Origin of the sequence: Mizugakiibacter sediminis, assembly GCF_000953855.2 — a bacterium.
Taxonomy (GTDB): domain Bacteria; phylum Pseudomonadota; class Gammaproteobacteria; order Xanthomonadales; family Rhodanobacteraceae; genus Mizugakiibacter; species Mizugakiibacter sediminis.
In genome coordinates this window covers 1-18,507 of sequence record NZ_DF970235.1, presented here as the reverse complement: position 1 = coordinate 18,507, position 18,507 = coordinate 1, and the positions used below count along the sequence as shown (strand labels likewise).

The window sequence follows — 18,507 nt, the reverse complement described above, 5'->3', positions numbered from 1 at the left end:
CCGTGACGCTGGCCGAGTCGTAGGCCCTGACGCTGGCCGAGCCGCGCACCACAAGCACGACGCTGGCCGGCGACCTGACCTCAATCCGGTCATCGCCGCGCGCAATCGCGGCATCGAGTTCTGCCTGTGTCTTGACGATGCTCATGCTGCGTTCTCCCTCGGCCACGGCAGGATCATGACGACGGGCGCCTCGCCAAGCTCCGGGCGGATGGCGATCACTTCGCCTTCGCCGCCGCAGCCGGTGGGGTACTTCTGGCCGATCTGGATACTCATTCTTCGCTCCCGAACGGGTTAGGAACGCGGTCGATTTCTTGGTACGTCCTGCTATGTCTCGGCAGCAGTGCCAGTTCTGCGGCGCGCGCCGATTCAAAAGCAGCGGACTTTTTCCCGCCGCAATCGACCACGATGCGGAATGCCTCGGTAGCCTGCGGCGACACAATTCCGCGCTTGCGCAGTACCGGCTCGCAGTAGTCGAGGGCGAGGGTGCACATGGCTCAGCCCCGCGCCTCTTGCCACATGCGCTCGAAATAAGCGTCTTCGGCCTCGGCTTCCTCAGCCTCTCGGCGCTGGCGTTCGGCCATCGCCTCAGCCGTCGTCCGCAGCACGCCGCTGTCGCGGAGCCACTGCTCGTAGGCGTCGCGCAGGGTGTCGATCAGTGTCTCGATACGGTCGTAGCGCGCGTCTTGGCGCTCGGACTGGTTCGGGTGGGGTGCGGGCATGCCGCCGTCGAACAGCTCCACGAGTTGCCGGATCGTCGCCCGGATGTGCGCGGGCTGGTCGATCAGCAGCTCGATCTCCATGGACGTGCCGCGCTTGAACCAGTCCCAGACGGTGCCTTCGTCGCGCATCAGGTCATCGATGGCGTCCTGTTCGCAGGACTCGACGTGGCGCTCCCAGCGGTCGGCCTCGGCTTCCTGCGCCAGGTGGGCGTTCAGGTCACGGATGACGGGATCGAGCATGGCGTTCTCCCTTCCTGCGGCCTGGGTGGGCCGCCGACGCCACCTATAATAGCTAGGCTATTTCGCTTGTCAATAGCCCGGATAGTTTGCGCGGGCGCGGCTCTGCTGGCTTTGCCTTTGGCGGCCATGCGGGAGCTTGGCTAGGCGTGTCTGCTAGGAAGAACGTGCGCGGCGTCACACGCAGAGGGGCTCGCGGGCGCACAAGCTCCAAGAGCCGTCTCGCGATCTGCGAATGAGCGGTGTTTCACTTCACGGGTGGCAGGGGGAGACCATGCAAGACACTATCGATGGACTGATGGAAGGGCTTGTTGCGGGAATCAACTCGCTAAGGGAGGCGGAGCGGCAACCTTTGGCTTTGCCGAGGCCGCGGAATCGAGCACCTTCAAGAGTTCGTGGATGTAACCCTGCCGTACGAATTTCGCCGGAACATGCTTCCGGAGGGCCCGAGCAACATCCGCGGCTTCGGCTGGTCTATGTACGACCATCACAGTGACCATAGCCGCCAATGCATAGCGCAGCGCATCAATGTCGTTCTCGACGCGCGCTGACGCCAGCCCCGGTGCGGGGCCTTCCGCGACCGCACTTCCGGCCGCGGCTTTGGCCGCGATCTCGCGATAGGCAAGGCTGATCTCGGCGGGGTCGTCGATCCCCAGCACCGAGGCTAGCTTGATGGCCCTGGCCGCCGGCACGGGGAGCCGGCCATTCGTCCAGTGCGAAACCTGGCCTTGGGTCACGCCCACCTGGGCGCCGACCGATTCCTCGGTCAGATTGGGGTCGCTGGCGATGGCGGCCTTGATGCGCCGCGCGATCGCCTTTTCTTCGGGAGTCAGGGGTCGCTTGCTCATACTAGCGACGCTATTGAAAGTGGCCGTAGACTGCCACTAGCCGGGGTATTGCAACTCGGAACTAGCTGAGATAGTCTACGGGCATGGCTACCAAGCATGTCAGCACGATTCCGGTCCGTGAAGCCGTAGAGCTTGTCGGTGGTCAAACCGCACTCGCCCGACTGGTCTGTGTCACGCAGGGCCTGGTGTGGCAGTGGGTGAATGACCGCCTTCTCGTCACCGTCGAGCGCGCCATCGCCATCGACAAAGCAACGGACGGCCGCGTTCCCTGCACACGCATCCGCCCGGACCTCGCCGAACAATTCGGCGCATCCAAGAAGCGGAAGAAAGTCGCCTGAACCCCTAAGCGCGTGATTCGTCATGCGCTTTTTTGTACCCCAAAGCAGTTGCGAACTGGTGCGACCCAATGAGAACCGATGCGAATCAATGCGAGTTCCCGATGGATGCGCCGCTGGATGTGCTGCTCGCGTGCAAATCCGAGGACCAGGCTGTGCGCATCTGCCTGAAGATCGCGCTGAACCAGTTTGGTCGAGATCAGCAAACAGTCGCGCTCATCTGCGGATGGAAGTCCGATAGCTGCCTGAGCGAAATCGCCAGCCCCCGACACGGCCGGAAGATGCCGAAGACCAAGCGCGAATGGTTCGCGCGCGCGACCGGCTGCAACCTGCTTTCGCAGTTCATCGCCTATCAGGAAGCCAAGGCAAACAACGGGGGCACCCCGACAGAGCGCCAGCAGACAGAGATCGCGGCCGCCGCTTGCTTATCCGCGTGGAAGAACGCCGCATGACCACCATGCACCCCTGGCAGTTAACTCGCGAGCAGTGGAACGCCGAGCGCGACCGCCTGCGTCCCGAAATCGCGCAGAGCAGATTCACGCACGCGTCTGCCTCGGAGGCGTTGGCCCGGCACGATCGGCTGAACTGGCTCCTTTTCGATGTGCATGCGGATGTTGGCGCGCGCCTGAAAGCTGCGGCACGCGGCGAGCTGGCTATGTCGCCTGAGGAAGCGCGCGAATGCCTGGAGACCTTGGCCCAGCCCGTCACGTATGACGACGTGATCGCGCGTGCCCGATCGCTGGGACTGCTGCAGGAGGTCGCATGACCATCCTCGCCGTACCCCTTTCCGCTGAGTCGCGCTGGTCCGGCGACCTGTTGTGCTGGGAAGTCCGCTGCCGCGAGTGCGGCGACTGGTGGCCCTGCGACACGGATTACTGGCACCGCGACCGGCGCCGCTCGAACGAGCCGCAGCGCGTGTGCCGCGCTTGCCAGTGCGGGCGCTGGGCGCAGACGAAGCGAATCGAGCGGAGGGCGGCGTGAAAGATCGCGCCTTCCTCATTCACTGCGCGCGCGTCTATCTCGTGCAAGCAAGACACTTCCGCTCGCGCGATTTCTTCTGGTGCCTGCTTGGGTGGGCGCAACGGGCTCGGCGCAATGCGGCCGGTATGCATGAGCCCCAACAGACGGAGATGTTCTGATGCAGTGGAACCACCTGATCGCCGTCGACGAGCAGGAGCGCGCGTACCTGGTCCACATGCACGACCAGGCCATGCGCGACGCCAACATCCCTGCCGACGAACGCGAGCGCCATCGCAAGCGGCACGCGCAGCTTGTCGAGATGGGGAAGGGGAGCGGCCGGTTCGACGTGTACGGGCGGGAGAAAGCCGCATGAATCGCTCGCCCGCATGGTTCGCTCTCAACTGCGCACGCACAGCCGCTGTCATCGCCTTCTGCGATGCGCCGACGCCGGCGCATCGGGCGGCGCTGGAGGCTATTACTGCCGACCCGCAGCGAGATCTGTTCAACAAGCGCGCCGCTCACGCCGGAGTAGCTACCGGCGGACAGCCCGAACCCCAGGGTTGCGGCGATGCCTTCCTTGGGGTGGCGGGGTAAGCATGGCACGCATTAGATCCATCAAGCCGGAGTTCCCTCAGTCTGAAAGTATGGGGCGCGTGAGTCGTGAGGCCCGGCTGTTGTTCATCCTTCTGTGGCCGATTTGCGACGACTACGGGCGCACTCGCGCGGCCTCGCGAATGCTCGCGAGCACTCTTTTCCCCTACGACGACGACGCGAAAGACCTGATCGACGGCTGGCTCGACGAATTGGAGCGCGAGGGGTGCATTCTCAGGTACGAGGTCAACGGCTCGACCTACCTCGAAATCACTAACTGGTTGATCCATCAGAAAATCGACAAGCCTAGCAAGCCTCAATTCCCTGAGTCCTCTGGTAGCTCTCGCGAGGGCTCGCGAGAGTCTCGCGAGTGTTCTCGCCTTCTTTTAGGAAGGGAAGGGAAGGGAGAGGATGGGAAAGGAGAGGACGCGCCACCCGCGAAACGCGGTTGCCGCCTGCCTTCCGACTGGCAACCCACACCGGGCGAACTGCGGTGGGCGACGGACGCACGCCCCGACATCGACGCAAAGGCCGAAGTCGAACGCTTCCGGGATTACTGGGTGGCACAGGCTGGGCAGAAGGGCGTGAAGCTCGACTGGTCCGCGACGTGGCGCAACTGGATCCGAAACGCACGCGGAAAACCCGGCGCGACCGCATCTCCCGATGATCGTTCGCCAGCCTCGCGCAGGAAGCTCGCATGAACGCGATCCACGAGGTCGAACGCGCGCTGCTGGCGACGCTGATGTCGCGCCCCGGCGACTGCTGGGGCGTGGATATTGCGCCCGAGCATTTCGCGGTCGAGCAGCATGCGGACATCTTCACCGAGATCAGGCACCTGACCGGCGAGAGCCAGCCGGCAGACGCGGTGAGCGTGATGGAGGCGCTGTCGAGGGCGGGGCGTCCTGAACTCGGCACGCTAGCGCTGCGCATTGCCTCAGACAGCATGACAACTTCACAGCCGGTCGCCTATGCGCAGCGCATCAAGGCGGCGTGGCGACTCCGCTCGGCGAAGCTGATCGCGCAGGGGTTATTCGAGGCGCAGGACGACGCCATGATCGACACGGCAGTCGAGGCGCTGATGGGGCTGCATGCGATCGAACAGCGGCACGAGTTCAGTGCGCGCGAAGCCGTGAAGGCGGCGTTCAAGAGCCTGCAGGACGCGCACGACAAGGGCGCAGATGCGGATGCCGTGCCGACCGGGCTCCGCGATCTGGACAAGCTGCTCGGCGGCTTGCATCCCGGCGACCTTGTGGTGATCGGGGCTCGTCCAGCGATGGGCAAGACAGGGCTCCTGATCGGCATGAGCCGCCATGCTGCGGCAAAGGGCTACCCCGTTGGCCTGATCTCGGGCGAGCAGCCGATGGAGCAGGTGACGGCGCGCATGCTCGCGCTGGCATCGGGCGTGCCCGCATCGGATTTTCGCCGCGGCATTCGCCAAGAAGAGGACTGGACGCGCGTCACGAACGCCATGACTTCAACGGCGCAGCTTCCGTTGTGGATGCTCGATCGCAGCTCGCCGAGCCTTGCGGAAGTGGTGCGCACCGCTCGTCGCTGGCATCACGTCCACGGCATCAAGGGGCTTTATGTGGATTATCTGCAGCGCATCGAGGCGGAAGGCGAACGCCGTTTTGAGGTGGTCGGCGCCGCAGCGAAGGGGCTCAAGAATCTGGCGCGCGATCTGAACATCCCCGTCATTGTGCTGGCTCAGGTATCGCGTGAGGTCGAGAAACGCAAGCCGCCTGAGCCGCGCATGGGCGACCTGTCCGATTCCAGTGAGATCGAGAAGGAAGCCGACCAGGTGCTGATGCTCTATCGCCCCGACTACTACGAGGGCGACGAATGCGAGCGGGCAGGCACCGCGAAGATCATCGTCGAGAAGAACCGGCATGGCCCAACAGGCTATGTCGAAGTGGCGTGGCACGCGCAGACGATGCGCTTCGCCGACCTGTACGAGAACGCCGCATGACCAAGCGCGCCTCCCGCCCCCGCTACGCCCTGCGCGTTATCCGCGGCGGCTATGCGCCTGCCGACGCTTTCACGGCGGCGTCGCTGCGCAAGCGCCACCGAGTCGGCGATCTGGTGTTTGCCGAGTTCAAGCGTCCGCGCAATCCCGGCTTTCACCGACTGGCGCACCAGCTTGGAACGTTGCTGGCGGAGAACATCGAAGCGTTCGCCGGGCTGGAATCGCACGACGTGCTCAAGCGGATGCAGGTCGAGGGAGGCATCGGTTGCGATGTGGCATTGGTCGATGCCAGTTCGATGTGGAGCCAGATAAGCGAAGCCGTGATCGCCGAGGTGCCGCAAGCGCGGCTTGTGATGGCGATGATCGGTGAGCTGCTGGTCGGCAAGACCATCCCCGTGAAGTTGCCACGCTCGCTGTCCTATGAATCGATGGATGAGGACGAGTTCCACGCGGTGATCGCTGGCATGTGCGCGCATGTCAGCGCGAAGTACTGGAAGGACTGCACGCCCGAGCAGATCGAGGCGATGGCGAGTGTTTATGTGGAGGCGGCATGAAGATCGGGCGCAGCACGGGCAAGCCGACGAAGGCGCAGGAGGCGCGGTGGGATGCGATCCGCGAAAAGGGATGCATCGCATGCCGGACGCGAGGGTGGGTCGTTACGCCAGAAATTCATCACCTTACAACGGGCGGCAAGCACGGCCAGAAGCGGCTCGGGCACGACTACACCATCGGACTATGCGCGTGGCATCACCGAGGCGTGATGCCGGCGGGACACACCGAGCGACTGATGGAACGCAGCTACGGCCCGAGTTACGCGCTGAGCCCGCGCGCCTTCCGCGAGACGTTCGGCAATGACGACGCATTGCTGGCGTTCCAGAACGCGCTGATCGTGATGAGGATGTCGGCATGAAACGCGCCGCCCGCACCGATGCCAATCACGCCGACGTGAAGAACGCATTGCGCGCCATCGGCTGCTACGTCGTGGACTGCGCGCACGTCGGCGCAGGATTCCCCGACCTGGTATGCGCGTGGCGCGGTAAGTGGGTGTTCATCGAGGTCAAGGACGGCGCGAAGGTTCCGAGTGCGCGGAAGCTGACGCCCGACCAGACGATCTTCCACGCCGAGGCACTTTCGAGAAACTGCCGCGTGCATGTGGTGACTTCGGCCGACGAAGCGATCAAGGCGATGCAGGCGGAGACGCTGGGGAGGGTGGCGTGATGCGCAAGTTTTGGGTCCGCGTGGTGATCTCGGTGGCATGGTTGATTCTCGCGCGCTGGGTTGGCGCGCCCGAGTGGGCGGCCTGTATGTTCGGCGCGGTCATGGGATATCTGGGAGTCCCGGAGCGCGCGAAATGAACCACGGCCGCCTAGCCCTGATCCGCCTGGCCGCCGAAAAGGTGCAGCCGAAGTGCGAGCGTCCGCTGCGTCGGAAGTCGCCGAAGAAGGAGACGGCGCCGCATCCGGCTAGGCCGAGCCGGTGGAACGATCCGCTGCGGAGGTATTGGCTTTGACCGTGAGCTATCACCTCCAGCACGCGCTGCGCATTCAGCGCGACGTGAAGCCTGCGAACTGGCCGGCTGCGCTGGAGCGGCTACCGGAAGAGGCGAGGGGACCGTGCGAGGCGTACCTGCGCGGTATCGTGCAGAGGATGCGCAACGCGCGGGCGGCGAAGGCTGGGCTACCGAAGAGGGCGGCGTGATGGACGTGCGGAAGATGCTGGCGCGACTCAACCCGGCGGTGTGCCGATTCGACATCGGCCGCGGTGGCATCCCTGAATGGACGCCGCAGGACGTGGCTGCGGCCCTTGGCATGGTGCCGGCGGGGCTGGGGCGGGAGTTGCTGTGCGCCGCCTGGTGGCCGGATGGTGCCCGGCTGTCCCATCGCGAGCTGGTGGCGGCTCTTGAGCGCGTGCAGCGGGAGGAATGGTGGCGGCGCGAGCAGGACATGCTGCACGCCATGCTGGCTGTCGCATCGCACCACGGCGGCGACGATCTGCGACGCGCTCAAACGCTATACGCAAGCGCGCATTCGAATCGCTGGCCGTCATGGGTGGAGGACATCGAGCTTGGCAGCCACAACACCAAGTACCTGCGGATGCGCGCTGCGGTGGTTGCGGAACTGACCGCCCCGAGACTGTGCCCAGACTGCGCCGGAAGGGGCGAAATCGCGATGAAGAGCGGCGTGGTGAAGGACTGTGGCAAGTGCGGTGGTCGCGGTTCGGTAGCGCACACCCACGCATGGCGCGCCGAGCAGATGAAGATCCGCGAGGACACGTACCGCAAGACCTGGGCCGGTCCCTACGAGTGGCTGTTCGATTACTCGGCAGATGCCTTGCAGAAGGCGCAGCGGGACATGGAGAGGGCGCTGCAGTGAAAGCGCCAAATCCGGAATTGACGATTCCTGATTTCGTGCGGAAAATCCCCATCGTGGGGCTCAGCCCCAACGAAGCCCGGCCCTGCGTCGGGCTTTTTCGTTTCCGGCGCCCGCGTGAGGCTCAAGCTCCGCTTGGGCTGCTGATCGCGGGAGCCAACTTTTCGGCCCCGTGTGCCCCTCGGATACGCGCGGAAGTGCCACGGCAGACATCGCGCCGGGGCCGACCCTAGGAGCCACCATGGCCGCTGATTCCCGTGCGAAGGGCATCGTCGCGGGCACGATGGCCGTGCGCGAGATGCGCGAGGCCGACATCCGCGCGGCCTTCGTGTACTTCGACGGGACCAAGGCGCAGGTGATCGCACCGGGCGCCGACTTCAAGCTGACCGCCATGCTGCTGTACCAGGCGGCGGACGCGGTGGCAGAGATGGCGATGCTCGAACGGAAGGCGGGGCGATGATCCTTATCGGCATTGCTGGCGGCAAGCGCGTCGGGAAATCGACGCTGGGCCAGCACTTGGCGCGCCGTCATCGGCTTCTGCATACCAGCTTCGCCGAGCCCATCCGGGCCTTCGTGGCGGGGCTGCTTGGCGGCACGCTGGACGACCTGGAGCGCGAGAAAGAGTCACCCATCGCCTGGTTGGGCGGCGTCACACCACGACAAATGATGCAGACGCTCGGCACGGAGTGGGGCCGGCAGATGGTCCATCCGGACCTGTGGCTGCTGACCGCGTTGCGCCGCGCCTACGCCGCGCATGGAGCAGTGCTGTCCGATGTGCGATTCCCCAACGAGGCCGCGGCAATCCGTGAGCGCGGCGGCTTCATCCTGCGCGTTGACCGGCCGGGTTTCGAGCCCGGCGCGGACGCGCACGCGAGCGAGCGGCCGCTGTCCATGGACCTGATCGACGCCGTAGTGGTCAATAACGGCAGCGTCGAGGATCTGGTGTTGTCGGCGGAGGGCGTCCTGGCCGGCTTCGGCATGATCGCCAAGGCGCACGATATGTTTGAGCAAGGCATCCCGGCCTGCATGGCCGTCGCGGGCAGCGATTGATGCAATGCCCAGCCTGTGGCAGCGCGCACGTCATCAAGGTGGGCTCGCGGCGCGTGCGCTGCAAGGACTGCCGGAAGTCCTGCTATGTGGACGACGCGGAAGCGGGCCGCTACGTCGGATCGCCTGCTGGTGATCATGCGCTGCTGAAACGCGAGCTTGATGCGCTGCGGTCCGAGAATCGTCGGCTGACGCGGGTATCTGCCGACGCCGAGGCGATCCGCAGGATCATCGGCAAGGTGGATGCGCAAGTGTCCAACCCGCCGGCGTGGACCACGGAAGCGCCGAAGCGCGCCAAGGTGGTGCATGGCATCCCGACCCTGATGCTGTCCGACCTTCACTTCGGCGAGACGGTGTTCGCCGCGCAGGTGAACGGGGTCAACGAGTACAACACGACGATCGCCAAGCGCAGATTGCGCCGGGTGGTCTCGGGTGCGGTCAAGCTGCTGCGGCAGACGCTGGCGCCGGGCGAGTTCGGCGGCATGGTCTGCGTGTTGGGCGGTGACATGGTGGATGGCGTCATCCACGACGAGCTGCGGGACACGGCGGACGAGACGGCGATCCAGTCGGTCGTCACGCTGCACGACGAGCTGGTGCCGGCGATCAAGGCGCTGGCCGATGAGTTCGGCCGGCTGCACGTCCCATGCGTGGTCGGCAATCACGGCCGGCTCGACCGCAAGCCGCGGATGAAGAACGGCCCGGCGCTGAACCTCGATTGGATGCTGTACCAGTTTCTGGCCCGGACGGTGGGCGCGGACCCGAAGTACAAGGGGCGCGTGACGTTCCAGATCCCGGACGGTTTTGACGCCAGCTATCGGGTGTTCGGCACGCGGTACATGCTGACCCACGGCGATAGCTTCACCGGGGGCTCGGGCATCACTGGCCCGCTGCTGCCGTGGATGCGGGGCGACGCCAAGACGCGCAAGCAATACGGCGCGATCGGTATGCCCTACGACGTTCTGGTGATGGGTCATTGGCACCAGTTGCGCTACCTCGGCCAGATCGTGGTGAACGGCAGCCTGGTCGGCTTCAACGAGTACGCGCTCAAGTCGCGATTCGACTATGAGCCGCCTCAGCAGGCGCTATGGCTGACCCATCCCGTGCGCGGGATGACGTTCCAGGAGGCGGTGTTCGCCGAAGAACCGCGGACATCGCGGGAAACAGCATGGGTATCCATCCCGAAGGTGGCGTGATGGCCGACAAGCCCAAGGTGGTCGCGCTCAAGCGGAAGCCGAAGCCCGACGCGGAGCTGGTCGCCGAGTGCCGAAGGCTGCTCGATCTCGCCGAAGCCGGTGAACTGGCAACGCTGGCCCACGTCGCCGAGTACACGGACGACCGGGAGCCGGCGCTCTACGTGGGCGGCGACTACGACACGTACCGCACCTGCGGGCTGCTGGACGCCCTGAAGGTGCTGGCCATGGAGGACGACGCATGATCATCACCAAGCTGACCGCCGCGCTGTGCCTCGGCTCGCTGGTGCTGGTCGACTTCATGATCGCCAGCGCCTACACCGCCCACAACGGCGACCTGCTGATGCTGGGCGCGAGCCTGATCCGCTGGCCGCTGGCGCTGTCGATCTATGCCATCCCGTTGGCGTTCGTGGCCGACTTGGCGCGGGCGGTGGCGACGGGGTGGAGTGGACGCAAGACCTGACATGGCTCGGCTCAAGACGCTCAAGCCGCGATTGCAGGCGATGGACACCCTGCGCAGGCCCATGGCGCCAAGCATGAGTGAGCGCCGCATGGCAGGCCGGAAGCTCCAAGAGCGGCGACTGAGCATATGGGCCAGAAGCCCGCACTGCGCGCGCTGCGGCACACTGACGAGCTACCCGAACGGGTTCGAATTGGATCACGTCGTCCCGCTCCACCAGGGCGGCGAGGACAGCGAGGCGAACTGCCAGGTGCTGTGCGGCGGATGCCACGCCAGGAAGACCGCAGAGGACGCATGCAGGTGACGTGACCGGGTGGGGGAGGGCAAATGTCTAGCCCGTCCCGGCCTCGGAAACCGACCGTCCCCGCACGCACGAACAATTTCCCCACCTGAACGGAAATCAGCAAATGGCAGGCGTGAAAGGTCGAAGCGGCGGGCCGCGCAAGAACGCGGGCGGCGCACGGCCCGGAGCCGGCCGCCCGAAGAAAGAGCAGCCTGCGCCGAAGCCGGTTGAGGCGACGCAAGACATGTTGGCGCTGCTGCAGGACATCGCGCTCGGCAAGATTGAGGCAACCCCGATCCAGGTCCGGGCCGCCATTGCTGCGGTCCAGTACACGCACGCCAAGGTGGGCGAGGGCGGCAAGAAGGAGAAGAAGCAGGCCGAAGCCGAGAAGGTCGCCGGGCGGTTCGCGCCAGCTACCCCGCCGCGGTTGGTTGCGTCTGGCGGTAAGAGGGTCTGATGCTGGCGTGGTCCACGGCGCTCCCAGATTGGGAGCGCCGCCTTGTTGCGGGCGAGTCGATTATCCCGCCGCCGATATTCCCGGATCAGGCCGCGCAGGCGCTCGCCATTTTCAAGCAGCTTCGGGTGGTGGATCTGCCCGGCAAGCCGACGTTTGGCGAATGCGCAGAACAATGGGTGTTCGACTTCGTGGCGGCCATCTTTGGCGCCTACGATGCCGAGACCGGCAAGCAACTGATCCGCGAGTTCTACCTGCTGATCAGCAAGAAGAACACGAAGAGCACGATCGCCGCCGGCATCATGCTGACGGCCGTGATTCTATGTTGGCGCGAAGGCGAGGAGCACCTGATCCTCGCTCCGACCAAGGAAGTCGCCGACAACAGCTTCAAGCCTGCCGCGGGGATGGTCCGCGCCGACGAAGAGCTGACTGCGCTGTTCCATGTGCAGGACCATTTGCGCACGATCACGCATCGGGTGACGCAGGCATCGCTAAAGGTGGTGGCGGCCGACACTGACACGGTTTCAGGCAAAAAGTCTGGGCGGGTGCTGGTCGACGAGCACTGGCTGTTCGGCAAATGGCCGAATGCTGAAGCGATGTTCATGGAGGCGACGGGCGGCCAGGCGTCGCGTGATGAGGGTTGGGTGATCTACCTGACCACGCAGAGCGATCAGCCGCCCGCGGGGGTGTTCAAGGACAAGCTCGGGTACTTCCGGGATGTGCGCGACGGCCGGATCCATGATCCCAAGTCGCTCGGCGTGCTGTACGAGTTCCCGCCGTCCATGGTCGAGTCGAAGGCCTACCTCGACCCGCGCAATTTCTACATTACGAACCCGAACCTTGGCCGATCGGTCAGCGCCGAATGGCTTGAGGACCAACTGCGGAAAAATCAGGCCAAGACGGACGGCACATTCCAGCAATTCCTCGCCAAGCATCTGAATGTCGAGATCGGCCTGAATTTGCGGGCCGATCGCTGGGCCGGCGCGGACTTTTGGGAGCGACAGGCGCGCAAGGATCTGACCCTGGATGCTCTGATCGATCAATGCGAGGTGATCGATATCGGCATTGACGGCGGCGGCCTGGACGACCTGCTCGGCCTGGCTGTGACGGGGCGTCATGCAGAGACGAAGGAATGGCTGCATTGGGCGCATGCATGGGCGCATCCGTCCGTGCTTGAGCGCCGCAAGGAGATTGCGCCGCGTTTGCACGACTTCGAACGCGACGGCGACCTGACGATGGTCGAGCAGATCGGTCAGGACGTGGAAGAGGTTGCGGCGATTGCTGCGCGGGTCGAAACGACGGGGAAGCTGGATAAGGTCGGCGTCGACCCCGCCGGGCTCGGCGGCATCCTGGATGCGCTGGTAGAGGCCGGCGTTCCAGAAGACAAGATCGTCGGCATTTCGCAGGGCTGGAAGTTGTCCGGCGCGATCAAGACGGCCGAGCGCAGGCTTGCCGGCGGCGAATTCTGGCATTGCGGGCAACCACTGATGGCATGGGCATGCAGCAATGCCCGCGTGGTGCCGGTCGCCAATGCCGTGAACATCACGAAGCAAGCCAGCGGTACGGCCAAGATCGATCCACTGATGGCGACGTTCAACGCGGTTTCGCTGCTGGCGCTCAATCCCGCGGCGCAGTCGGCCTTCATCCAACAGGGGTTTGTGAGCCTATGACCGGTTCCGCACAACTTGCACGCGACCGGTTGGAGGCCATCGTCGCTATCGATCGCGCCGTGCAAGTGAAGAATAGCCTGGACTTTCACGACGTCCCGTCTTCGGACGCCGTGCGCATGGGCGAAATCTTCGGGATTCTGCCGAGTTCGTCCGGCGCGGTGGTCAATGAAGCGACCGCCATGCGCGTCTCCGCCGTCTATGCCGGCGTTCGACTGCTGGCTGGCGCCGTGGCGACCACGCCGTGCAGCTTCTACCGGCGCACGGCGAACGGGCGAACGGGCGCAAACGATCATGATTACTGGTGGCTGTTCAACGAGCAGCCATGCGGTCGATTCAGTGCGGCCACGTTTTGGGAGTTCATTACCTCTCAATCCTTGCTGCGGGGTGATGGTATCGCCTATCTGGTGCGTAATTCGCGCTACAGCTCGCGGATCGATGCGGTTATCCCCGTGCCTCGCGGTCAAGTGGATGTGCTGCGCAGGGGCGATCAACTTCTCTACAGAATCCAGGACCAACTGGAAGACGGCACCTGGGGATCGTTCATCGCCACGCAGGACGACGTGCTGCACTTCGCCGGCTTCGGCTTCGACGGCGTGCGCGGCATGTCGGTGATCCAGTGGGGCGCCCGCCAGGCGACCGGGATCGCGATCAAGGCCGACGAACACGCCGGTTCCACCTTCGCAAGCGGCGCATCCGTGCAGTACGCGGTCAAGCTACCGGCCGGCAAGACCATGACGCAGGCCCAGCAGGACGACTTCCGCGCCGCGTGGGTGGCGAAGTACGGCAGTGGCGTCGGCGTCAGCAAGGTTCCGCTGATCCTGACGGAAGGACTTGATGTCGCCGAACTATCCATGACCTCAGCGGACGCGCAGCTACTCGAATCGCGCAAGTTCCAGGTGATCGACATCGCGCGGGCCTTCGGCATCCCGCCGCACCTGCTTGGAGAGACCTCCGCGAGCACGTCCTGGGGTACGGGCATCGAACAACTCAGCCTCGGCTTCATCAAGTGGGCTATCCGCCCGCACCTGCAGCGCTGGCAGCAGGAGATGAATCGCAAGCTGTTCGGCCGCAGCACGTTCTTCGCCGAATTCAACGTCGACGGCCACCTCGAAGGCGACTCCAAAGCCCAGGCCGAATACTTCGGCAAGGCGCTTGGCGGCCCTGGCGCGCTCGGCTGGATGACCGTGAACGAGGTCCGCCGACTCAAGAACCTGCCGCCCATCGATGGCGGCGACAAGCTGTTCGACCCCGGCAAGGCTCAGGCTGCGCCGCCCCCGTCCGGCAATGCGGAGACCCCGGCATGAATCGAGACCCGAGCCGCCTGCTGGCGCTGCAGGCCAAGAACAAGGATGCGCCGCGCGCGTATCGGATCGAGAACGCTGCCAACGAGGCGACGATCTATCTCTACGACGTGATCGGCTACGACTGGTGGACCGGCGGTGGCATCACGGCGCTGCAATTCGCGGCCGACCTGAACGCGCTGCGCGGTATCGACACCGTGCATCTACGCTTCAACTCGCCCGGCGGCGATGTGTTCGATGGACGCGCGATCGCTGCGGCCCTGGATGCTTTCCCGGCCAAGAAGGTCGGCCACGTCGACGGCTGGGCCGCCTCTGCCGCCAGCTTCATCCTCATGCACTGCGATGCGGTCGAGATTGCGGCCGGCGCCATGATCATGATCCATAACGGTTGGACCATCGCTGCCGGCGACAATCGCGTAATGGCCGATACCGCTGCGCTGCTCCAGAAGATCGACGCAGCCATCCAAGACGATTACATGCGGCGCGTCAATGTCGAGCGCCAACAGGTAGTCGATTGGATGAATGCGGAGACCTGGTTCACCGCCGAGGAAGCCGTCCAGCACGGACTCGCGGACCGCATCGCTTCCGGCGATGGCGCCAAGGCGAGGGCTGCATGGAACGTCGAAGCCTACGCCCATGCGCCCGCGGCGGACCCCGCCCCGGTCGCGGAAGAACCGCAGAACGTCGCCGATGAGCCCGAGGCCGATACGCCCGAGAACCCCACCGCCGATGCCGAACACGCGCACCGCCTGCGCATGGTCGCCGTGGCGTCCCTGACCCCCGCGTAGGAATCGCTCCCGCGCTGGCCCACAAACCCCGCTTCGGCGGGGTTTTTCTTTTCCAACCGAGGAAAACACCATGAGCAATTCGCTGAAGGCTCTGCGGGAGCGTCATGACGCGCTGGCCCGCGAGGTCAAGAACCTGTGCGAGCAGAATCCCGGCGCGACCTGGAACCATGAGCACCAGGCCACCTACGACGCCAAGATGACCGAGATCGAAGATGTGCGCGCCGAGATCCGTCGTCTAGAGCAGGTGGCCGCGCTGGAGTTCGAGAACGCGGCGCGCGATGCAGGCGTGCGGGTGACGGATGCGCCGGATGCCAAGCCCGGCATCTTCGGCAAGTGGCTGCGCGGCGGCGATACCGCCCTGTCGGCCCAGGAATGGCAGGCGGTGCGCAACACCATGAGCACCGGCACCGGCTCCGAGGGCGGCTATTCCGTCGAGACCACGGTCGCCGCCGAGCTGCTGAAGGCACTGAAGGCCTATGGCGGCATGCGTTCCGTGGCGACGGTGTTCCACACCTCGCAGGGCAACCCGATGAACTGGCCGACCATGGACGACACCGGCAACGTCGGCGAGCTGGTTGCGGAGAACACCCCCGCCGGGTCGCAGGATGCCGCGTTCGGTACCGTGGGCCTGAACGTCTACAAGTTCAGCTCCAAGGTGGTCACCGTGCCGATCGAGCTGCTGCAGGACTCGCAGATCGACATCGAGGCGACTGTGATCCAGCTGCTCGCCGAGCGCCTGGCTCGTATCCAGAACACCTACTTCACCACGGGTTCCGGCATCAGCCAGCCGCGCGGCATCGTCACCGGTGCCTCTGCCGGCAAGGTGGGGGCGACGGGCGAGACCGCCACCTTCATCTATGACGACCTGGTGGACCTCGAGCACTCCCTCGATCCGGCCTACCGCAACCTGCCTGGCGTGGGCTACATGATGAGCGACGCCGCTCTGAAGGTGGTCCGCAAGATCAAGGACTCGCAGGGCCGCCCGATCTTCGTGCCTGGCTACGAGGCCAACGCTATGATCAACGGCGGCGCTCCGGGCACCCTGATGGGCCGCCCGATCACGATCAATCAGGACATTGCGGCCCCGGCGGCGAGCGCGAAGTCGGTCCTGTTCGGTGTGCTGAACAACTACCGCATCCGCGACGTGATGGCGGCCACGGTATTCCGCTTCACCGATTCGGCCTACACCAAGAACGGCCAGGTTGGCTTCCTGGCGTGGCAGCGTTCGGGCGGCAACCTGCTCGACAACTCGGGCGCGACGGTCAAGTATTTCCAGCACTCGGCCACCTGATGAGGCGGGGCCGGCTTCGGCCGGCCCCTTCTCCCGGACAGAGGGACCAATATGGCGAAGAACAGCAACGCGCAGGCCCCGGAAGCCAAGCCGGCAGGGACCAAGAAAGTCCTCCTGCTGGTCGACTGCCAGGCGGGCAAATGCGCCAGCGTGGTGGAGGTCGATCCTGCACTCGCCAAGGCGCTGATCGCGGACGGCCGCGCAGACGACAACCCGGAAGCCATCAAGGCGCACGAGGGCTGATTCATGTCGTGGTCCGTCACCACCCCTCCGAGCGAAGAGCCGGTCACGCTGACCGAGGCGAAGCTTCACCTTCGCGTCGATACGGACATGACGGACGACGACCCTCTGATCACCTCGCTGATCCAGGCCGCCCGCGAACATGTCGAGGCGGCCTGCCAGCGAGCGCTGATGCCGCAGGTCTGGACGGAGCGCCGCACCAGCTTCCCGGGCACGCCGACGTGCCCGAGCATCCCGGGCTCGCCCTACGGCTATCTGCGCGTGCCGAGCTTGGCCCAGCAGACGATCCTGCTCTCTGGCGGCAAGGTGCGGGCGGTCGATTCCGTAAAATACGTGGACGACACCGGCACGCTGCAGACGCTTGATCCGGCCGCCTACGATGCGGACCTGACGAGCGAGCCCGCGCAGGTCGCTCCCGCCTATGGCACCAGTTGGCCGGCGACCCGCGAGCAGCCCGGCGCAGTGCAGGTGCAGTACCAGGTCGGATATGCGGATGCCAACAGCATCCCGGCCGCCCTCAAGGCGGCGGTCCTGCTGGTGCTGGCCGACCTGTATGCGAACCGCGAGGCCGTTGTAAATGGGCCGGTCATGAGCAACCCTGCGCTTTCGCGCCTGCTCGACCCCTACAAGCGAGTGCTGCCGTGACCCTCGCCGCCGGCAAGCTCAACCGCCGCATCACGATCCAGCAGCGCACCGCGGGGCAGGATGCAGCGGGGCAGCCGGTGCTGACGTGGGCGGATGTGGCTTCGGTATGGGCGAACGTAGCCGGCGATACCGGGCTTCATACCATCCGCGCATCCGGCGATCTCCCTGCGCCGGTCAAGCGGTACAGCTTCCGGATCCGCTACCGCGATGGTCTGAACGAGGGCATGCGCGTCGTGCTTGGCGGGCAGAACTTCGACATCAAGACCGTGCGAATGGACTTCGCGGGTCGGGTATGGACTGACCTTGTTTGTGAGTTGGGCGCGAACGATGGCTGACGGCTTCAAGGCCATAGCAGACACGAGCAGTGTGCTCGCGGGCCTGGACAAGCTGACCGGCCCTATCGCCACGCACCTCGCGCGCTCCATGGCCGTCGCTGGCGGCCAGGTCCTGCGCGATGAGGCCAAACTGCTGGCGCCCGTCGATAGCGGGCTGCTGCAGAGTGCCATCTATCTCGCGTTCAAGGAGGCGAAGTCGAACGATGAGGGCGTGACCTATTCGGTCACCTGGAACGCCAAGAAGGCGCCCCACGGGCATTTGCTGGAATTCGGCCATTGGCAGTATTACGCGGCCTATATCGGCCCCGATGGCGAGTGGCACACGAACAAGGCCCATCCGCTGGCGAATCCGCGATGGGTGCCGGCGCACCCATTCCTGCGTCCCGCGCTGGATTCGGCCGGGCCACGCGCGCAGGCGGCAATGATCGAGCGCGGACGCCAACGCCTGCCGGAGCTGCTGGCCGGCGAAATGGAGGATGCTAAGCTCGGCGCATCGTGATCGAGAAGATCGCCATGCGTAACGATGACAGGTGGCGGCTTGCCTACGAGCTGAAGGCAAGCGGCAAGACGTATCGAGAGATCGCGGACAGGCTCGGCGGCATCAGCATCAACCGGGCCAGACGCATCGTCGCATTCTACGCGCGACGCAACGGCTTGCCATTGGCAAAAAAGAAGTGGGCGCGCGTTAGCGCATTCAGGATCGAGAGAGATTGAGCCCGCTTCGGCGGGTTTTCTTTGGCGATTATATACTTGACAAACCCAAGAATCGGCGTAGCCTGAT

Annotated in this window: 32 protein-coding genes; 28 read left to right on the top strand and 4 right to left on the bottom strand. The window is 65.1% G+C overall.

All coding sequences use genetic code 11. The features are described from left to right. Window positions 1–141: 141 nt before the first annotated feature. The 4 genes from MBSD_RS15905 to MBSD_RS11205 form a co-directional block, all read right to left on the bottom strand. On the bottom strand, window positions 142–273 hold the full coding sequence (locus MBSD_RS15905; protein WP_272898341.1) for a hypothetical protein: 132 nt from the start codon (window positions 271–273) through the stop codon (window positions 142–144). Continuing rightward, window positions 270–491: a hypothetical protein gene (locus tag MBSD_RS15210; protein ID WP_148667877.1), complete on the bottom strand. Its 222-nt coding sequence runs from the start codon at window positions 489–491 to the stop codon at window positions 270–272. Before MBSD_RS15210 ends, MBSD_RS15905 begins: the two co-directional genes overlap by 4 nt. Window positions 492–494: 3 nt before the next feature. Further along, window positions 495–959 (bottom strand): hypothetical protein, encoded by a 465-nt coding sequence (locus MBSD_RS11210; protein WP_062537409.1) that lies wholly within the window; start codon window positions 957–959, stop codon window positions 495–497. Window positions 960–1,276: 317 nt separating this feature from the next. Next, window positions 1,277–1,804: a helix-turn-helix domain-containing protein gene (locus MBSD_RS11205; RefSeq protein ID WP_062537408.1), complete on the bottom strand. Its 528-nt coding sequence runs from the start codon at window positions 1,802–1,804 to the stop codon at window positions 1,277–1,279. An 83-nt stretch (window positions 1,805–1,887) separates the two neighbouring features. Here MBSD_RS11205 and MBSD_RS11200 point away from each other — a divergent pair, with 83 nt between their 5' ends. The 28 genes from MBSD_RS11200 (at window position 1,888) to MBSD_RS11075 (ending at window position 18,440) form a co-directional block, all read left to right on the top strand. Next, window positions 1,888–2,142 carry a transcriptional regulator gene (locus MBSD_RS11200; RefSeq protein WP_082306633.1) on the top strand — a complete coding sequence of 85 codons (255 nt, stop codon included), beginning with the start codon at window positions 1,888–1,890 and terminating at the stop codon, window positions 2,140–2,142. A 101-nt stretch (window positions 2,143–2,243) separates the two neighbouring features. Next, window positions 2,244–2,591 (top strand): hypothetical protein, encoded by a 348-nt coding sequence (locus MBSD_RS11195; RefSeq protein ID WP_062537407.1) that lies wholly within the window; start codon window positions 2,244–2,246, stop codon window positions 2,589–2,591. Beyond that, window positions 2,588–2,905, top strand: a complete 318-nt coding sequence (locus MBSD_RS11190) for a hypothetical protein (RefSeq protein WP_062537406.1) — start codon at window positions 2,588–2,590, stop codon at window positions 2,903–2,905. Before MBSD_RS11195 ends, MBSD_RS11190 begins: the two co-directional genes overlap by 4 nt. Then, window positions 2,902–3,120: a hypothetical protein gene (locus tag MBSD_RS11185; protein ID WP_062537405.1), complete on the top strand. Its 219-nt coding sequence runs from the start codon at window positions 2,902–2,904 to the stop codon at window positions 3,118–3,120. Before MBSD_RS11190 ends, MBSD_RS11185 begins: the two co-directional genes overlap by 4 nt. A gap of 157 nt (window positions 3,121–3,277) precedes the next feature. Beyond that, complete coding sequence (locus MBSD_RS11180) at window positions 3,278–3,472, top strand: hypothetical protein (protein WP_062537404.1); 195 nt, start codon at window positions 3,278–3,280, stop codon at window positions 3,470–3,472. 280 nt (window positions 3,473–3,752) lie between these two features. After that, window positions 3,753–4,391 carry a hypothetical protein gene (locus MBSD_RS15205; RefSeq protein WP_148667876.1) on the top strand — a complete coding sequence of 213 codons (639 nt, stop codon included), beginning with the start codon at window positions 3,753–3,755 and terminating at the stop codon, window positions 4,389–4,391. After that, on the top strand, window positions 4,388–5,656 hold the full coding sequence (locus tag MBSD_RS11175; RefSeq protein ID WP_062537403.1) for a replicative DNA helicase: 1,269 nt from the start codon (window positions 4,388–4,390) through the stop codon (window positions 5,654–5,656). The genes MBSD_RS15205 and MBSD_RS11175 overlap by 4 nt, the downstream gene beginning before the upstream one ends. Further along, window positions 5,653–6,207 (top strand): hypothetical protein, encoded by a 555-nt coding sequence (locus tag MBSD_RS11170; protein WP_062537402.1) that lies wholly within the window; start codon window positions 5,653–5,655, stop codon window positions 6,205–6,207. The genes MBSD_RS11175 and MBSD_RS11170 overlap by 4 nt, the downstream gene beginning before the upstream one ends. Further along, window positions 6,204–6,563 carry a Ref family recombination enhancement nuclease gene (locus tag MBSD_RS11165; RefSeq protein ID WP_082306632.1) on the top strand — a complete coding sequence of 120 codons (360 nt, stop codon included), beginning with the start codon at window positions 6,204–6,206 and terminating at the stop codon, window positions 6,561–6,563. Before MBSD_RS11170 ends, MBSD_RS11165 begins: the two co-directional genes overlap by 4 nt. Next, the gene (locus MBSD_RS11160; RefSeq protein WP_062537401.1) at window positions 6,560–6,871 is read left to right on the top strand and encodes a VRR-NUC domain-containing protein; all 312 of its coding nucleotides are present in this window, start codon (window positions 6,560–6,562) and stop codon (window positions 6,869–6,871) included. Before MBSD_RS11165 ends, MBSD_RS11160 begins: the two co-directional genes overlap by 4 nt. Further along, window positions 6,871–7,008 (top strand): hypothetical protein, encoded by a 138-nt coding sequence (locus MBSD_RS15500; RefSeq protein ID WP_187300653.1) that lies wholly within the window; start codon window positions 6,871–6,873, stop codon window positions 7,006–7,008. The genes MBSD_RS11160 and MBSD_RS15500 overlap by 1 nt, the downstream gene beginning before the upstream one ends. Before the next feature lie 342 nt (window positions 7,009–7,350). Continuing rightward, complete coding sequence (locus MBSD_RS11150; RefSeq protein WP_062537399.1) at window positions 7,351–8,025, top strand: zinc finger-like domain-containing protein; 675 nt, start codon at window positions 7,351–7,353, stop codon at window positions 8,023–8,025. A 238-nt stretch (window positions 8,026–8,263) separates the two neighbouring features. Beyond that, complete coding sequence (locus MBSD_RS15200; protein WP_148667875.1) at window positions 8,264–8,482, top strand: hypothetical protein; 219 nt, start codon at window positions 8,264–8,266, stop codon at window positions 8,480–8,482. Beyond that, window positions 8,479–9,072: a deoxynucleotide monophosphate kinase family protein gene (locus tag MBSD_RS11145; RefSeq protein WP_062537398.1), complete on the top strand. Its 594-nt coding sequence runs from the start codon at window positions 8,479–8,481 to the stop codon at window positions 9,070–9,072. The genes MBSD_RS15200 and MBSD_RS11145 overlap by 4 nt, the downstream gene beginning before the upstream one ends. Before the next feature lie 86 nt (window positions 9,073–9,158). Then, the gene (locus MBSD_RS11140) at window positions 9,159–10,262 is read left to right on the top strand and encodes a hypothetical protein (RefSeq protein ID WP_148667874.1); all 1,104 of its coding nucleotides are present in this window, start codon (window positions 9,159–9,161) and stop codon (window positions 10,260–10,262) included. Next, complete coding sequence (locus MBSD_RS11135) at window positions 10,262–10,504, top strand: hypothetical protein (protein WP_062537396.1); 243 nt, start codon at window positions 10,262–10,264, stop codon at window positions 10,502–10,504. The genes MBSD_RS11140 and MBSD_RS11135 overlap by 1 nt, the downstream gene beginning before the upstream one ends. Next, a complete protein-coding gene (locus MBSD_RS11130; protein ID WP_062537395.1) occupies window positions 10,501–10,722 on the top strand; it encodes a hypothetical protein in 222 nt (73 codons plus the stop codon). The genes MBSD_RS11135 and MBSD_RS11130 overlap by 4 nt, the downstream gene beginning before the upstream one ends. Then, window positions 10,649–11,023, top strand: coding sequence for an HNH endonuclease (locus MBSD_RS15970; RefSeq protein ID WP_425478114.1), 375 nt, complete (start codon window positions 10,649–10,651; stop codon window positions 11,021–11,023). Before MBSD_RS11130 ends, MBSD_RS15970 begins: the two co-directional genes overlap by 74 nt. Before the next feature lie 103 nt (window positions 11,024–11,126). Next, entirely contained in the window at window positions 11,127–11,459 is a 333-nt protein-coding gene (locus MBSD_RS11120; RefSeq protein WP_062537393.1) for a hypothetical protein, read from the top strand. Then, complete coding sequence (locus tag MBSD_RS11115) at window positions 11,459–13,126, top strand: terminase large subunit (protein ID WP_062537392.1); 1,668 nt, start codon at window positions 11,459–11,461, stop codon at window positions 13,124–13,126. Before MBSD_RS11120 ends, MBSD_RS11115 begins: the two co-directional genes overlap by 1 nt. Continuing rightward, window positions 13,123–14,430 carry a phage portal protein gene (locus tag MBSD_RS11110; RefSeq protein ID WP_082306630.1) on the top strand — a complete coding sequence of 436 codons (1,308 nt, stop codon included), beginning with the start codon at window positions 13,123–13,125 and terminating at the stop codon, window positions 14,428–14,430. Before MBSD_RS11115 ends, MBSD_RS11110 begins: the two co-directional genes overlap by 4 nt. Next, on the top strand, window positions 14,427–15,215 hold the full coding sequence (locus MBSD_RS11105; RefSeq protein ID WP_062537390.1) for a head maturation protease, ClpP-related: 789 nt from the start codon (window positions 14,427–14,429) through the stop codon (window positions 15,213–15,215). Before MBSD_RS11110 ends, MBSD_RS11105 begins: the two co-directional genes overlap by 4 nt. A gap of 70 nt (window positions 15,216–15,285) precedes the next feature. After that, window positions 15,286–16,506, top strand: coding sequence for a phage major capsid protein (locus MBSD_RS11100; RefSeq protein ID WP_062537389.1), 1,221 nt, complete (start codon window positions 15,286–15,288; stop codon window positions 16,504–16,506). A 51-nt stretch (window positions 16,507–16,557) separates the two neighbouring features. Next, on the top strand, window positions 16,558–16,749 hold the full coding sequence (locus MBSD_RS11095) for a hypothetical protein (RefSeq protein ID WP_062537388.1): 192 nt from the start codon (window positions 16,558–16,560) through the stop codon (window positions 16,747–16,749). Window positions 16,750–16,752: 3 nt separating this feature from the next. Next, window positions 16,753–17,391 (top strand): head-tail connector protein, encoded by a 639-nt coding sequence (locus MBSD_RS11090; RefSeq protein WP_062537387.1) that lies wholly within the window; start codon window positions 16,753–16,755, stop codon window positions 17,389–17,391. After that, window positions 17,388–17,726, top strand: a complete 339-nt coding sequence (locus tag MBSD_RS11085) for a phage head closure protein (RefSeq protein WP_062537386.1) — start codon at window positions 17,388–17,390, stop codon at window positions 17,724–17,726. Before MBSD_RS11090 ends, MBSD_RS11085 begins: the two co-directional genes overlap by 4 nt. Then, window positions 17,719–18,225 (top strand): HK97-gp10 family putative phage morphogenesis protein, encoded by a 507-nt coding sequence (locus MBSD_RS11080; protein WP_062537385.1) that lies wholly within the window; start codon window positions 17,719–17,721, stop codon window positions 18,223–18,225. Before MBSD_RS11085 ends, MBSD_RS11080 begins: the two co-directional genes overlap by 8 nt. Continuing rightward, complete coding sequence (locus MBSD_RS11075; RefSeq protein WP_062537384.1) at window positions 18,222–18,440, top strand: helix-turn-helix domain-containing protein; 219 nt, start codon at window positions 18,222–18,224, stop codon at window positions 18,438–18,440. Before MBSD_RS11080 ends, MBSD_RS11075 begins: the two co-directional genes overlap by 4 nt. The last annotated feature ends 67 nt before the right edge of the window (window positions 18,441–18,507 follow it).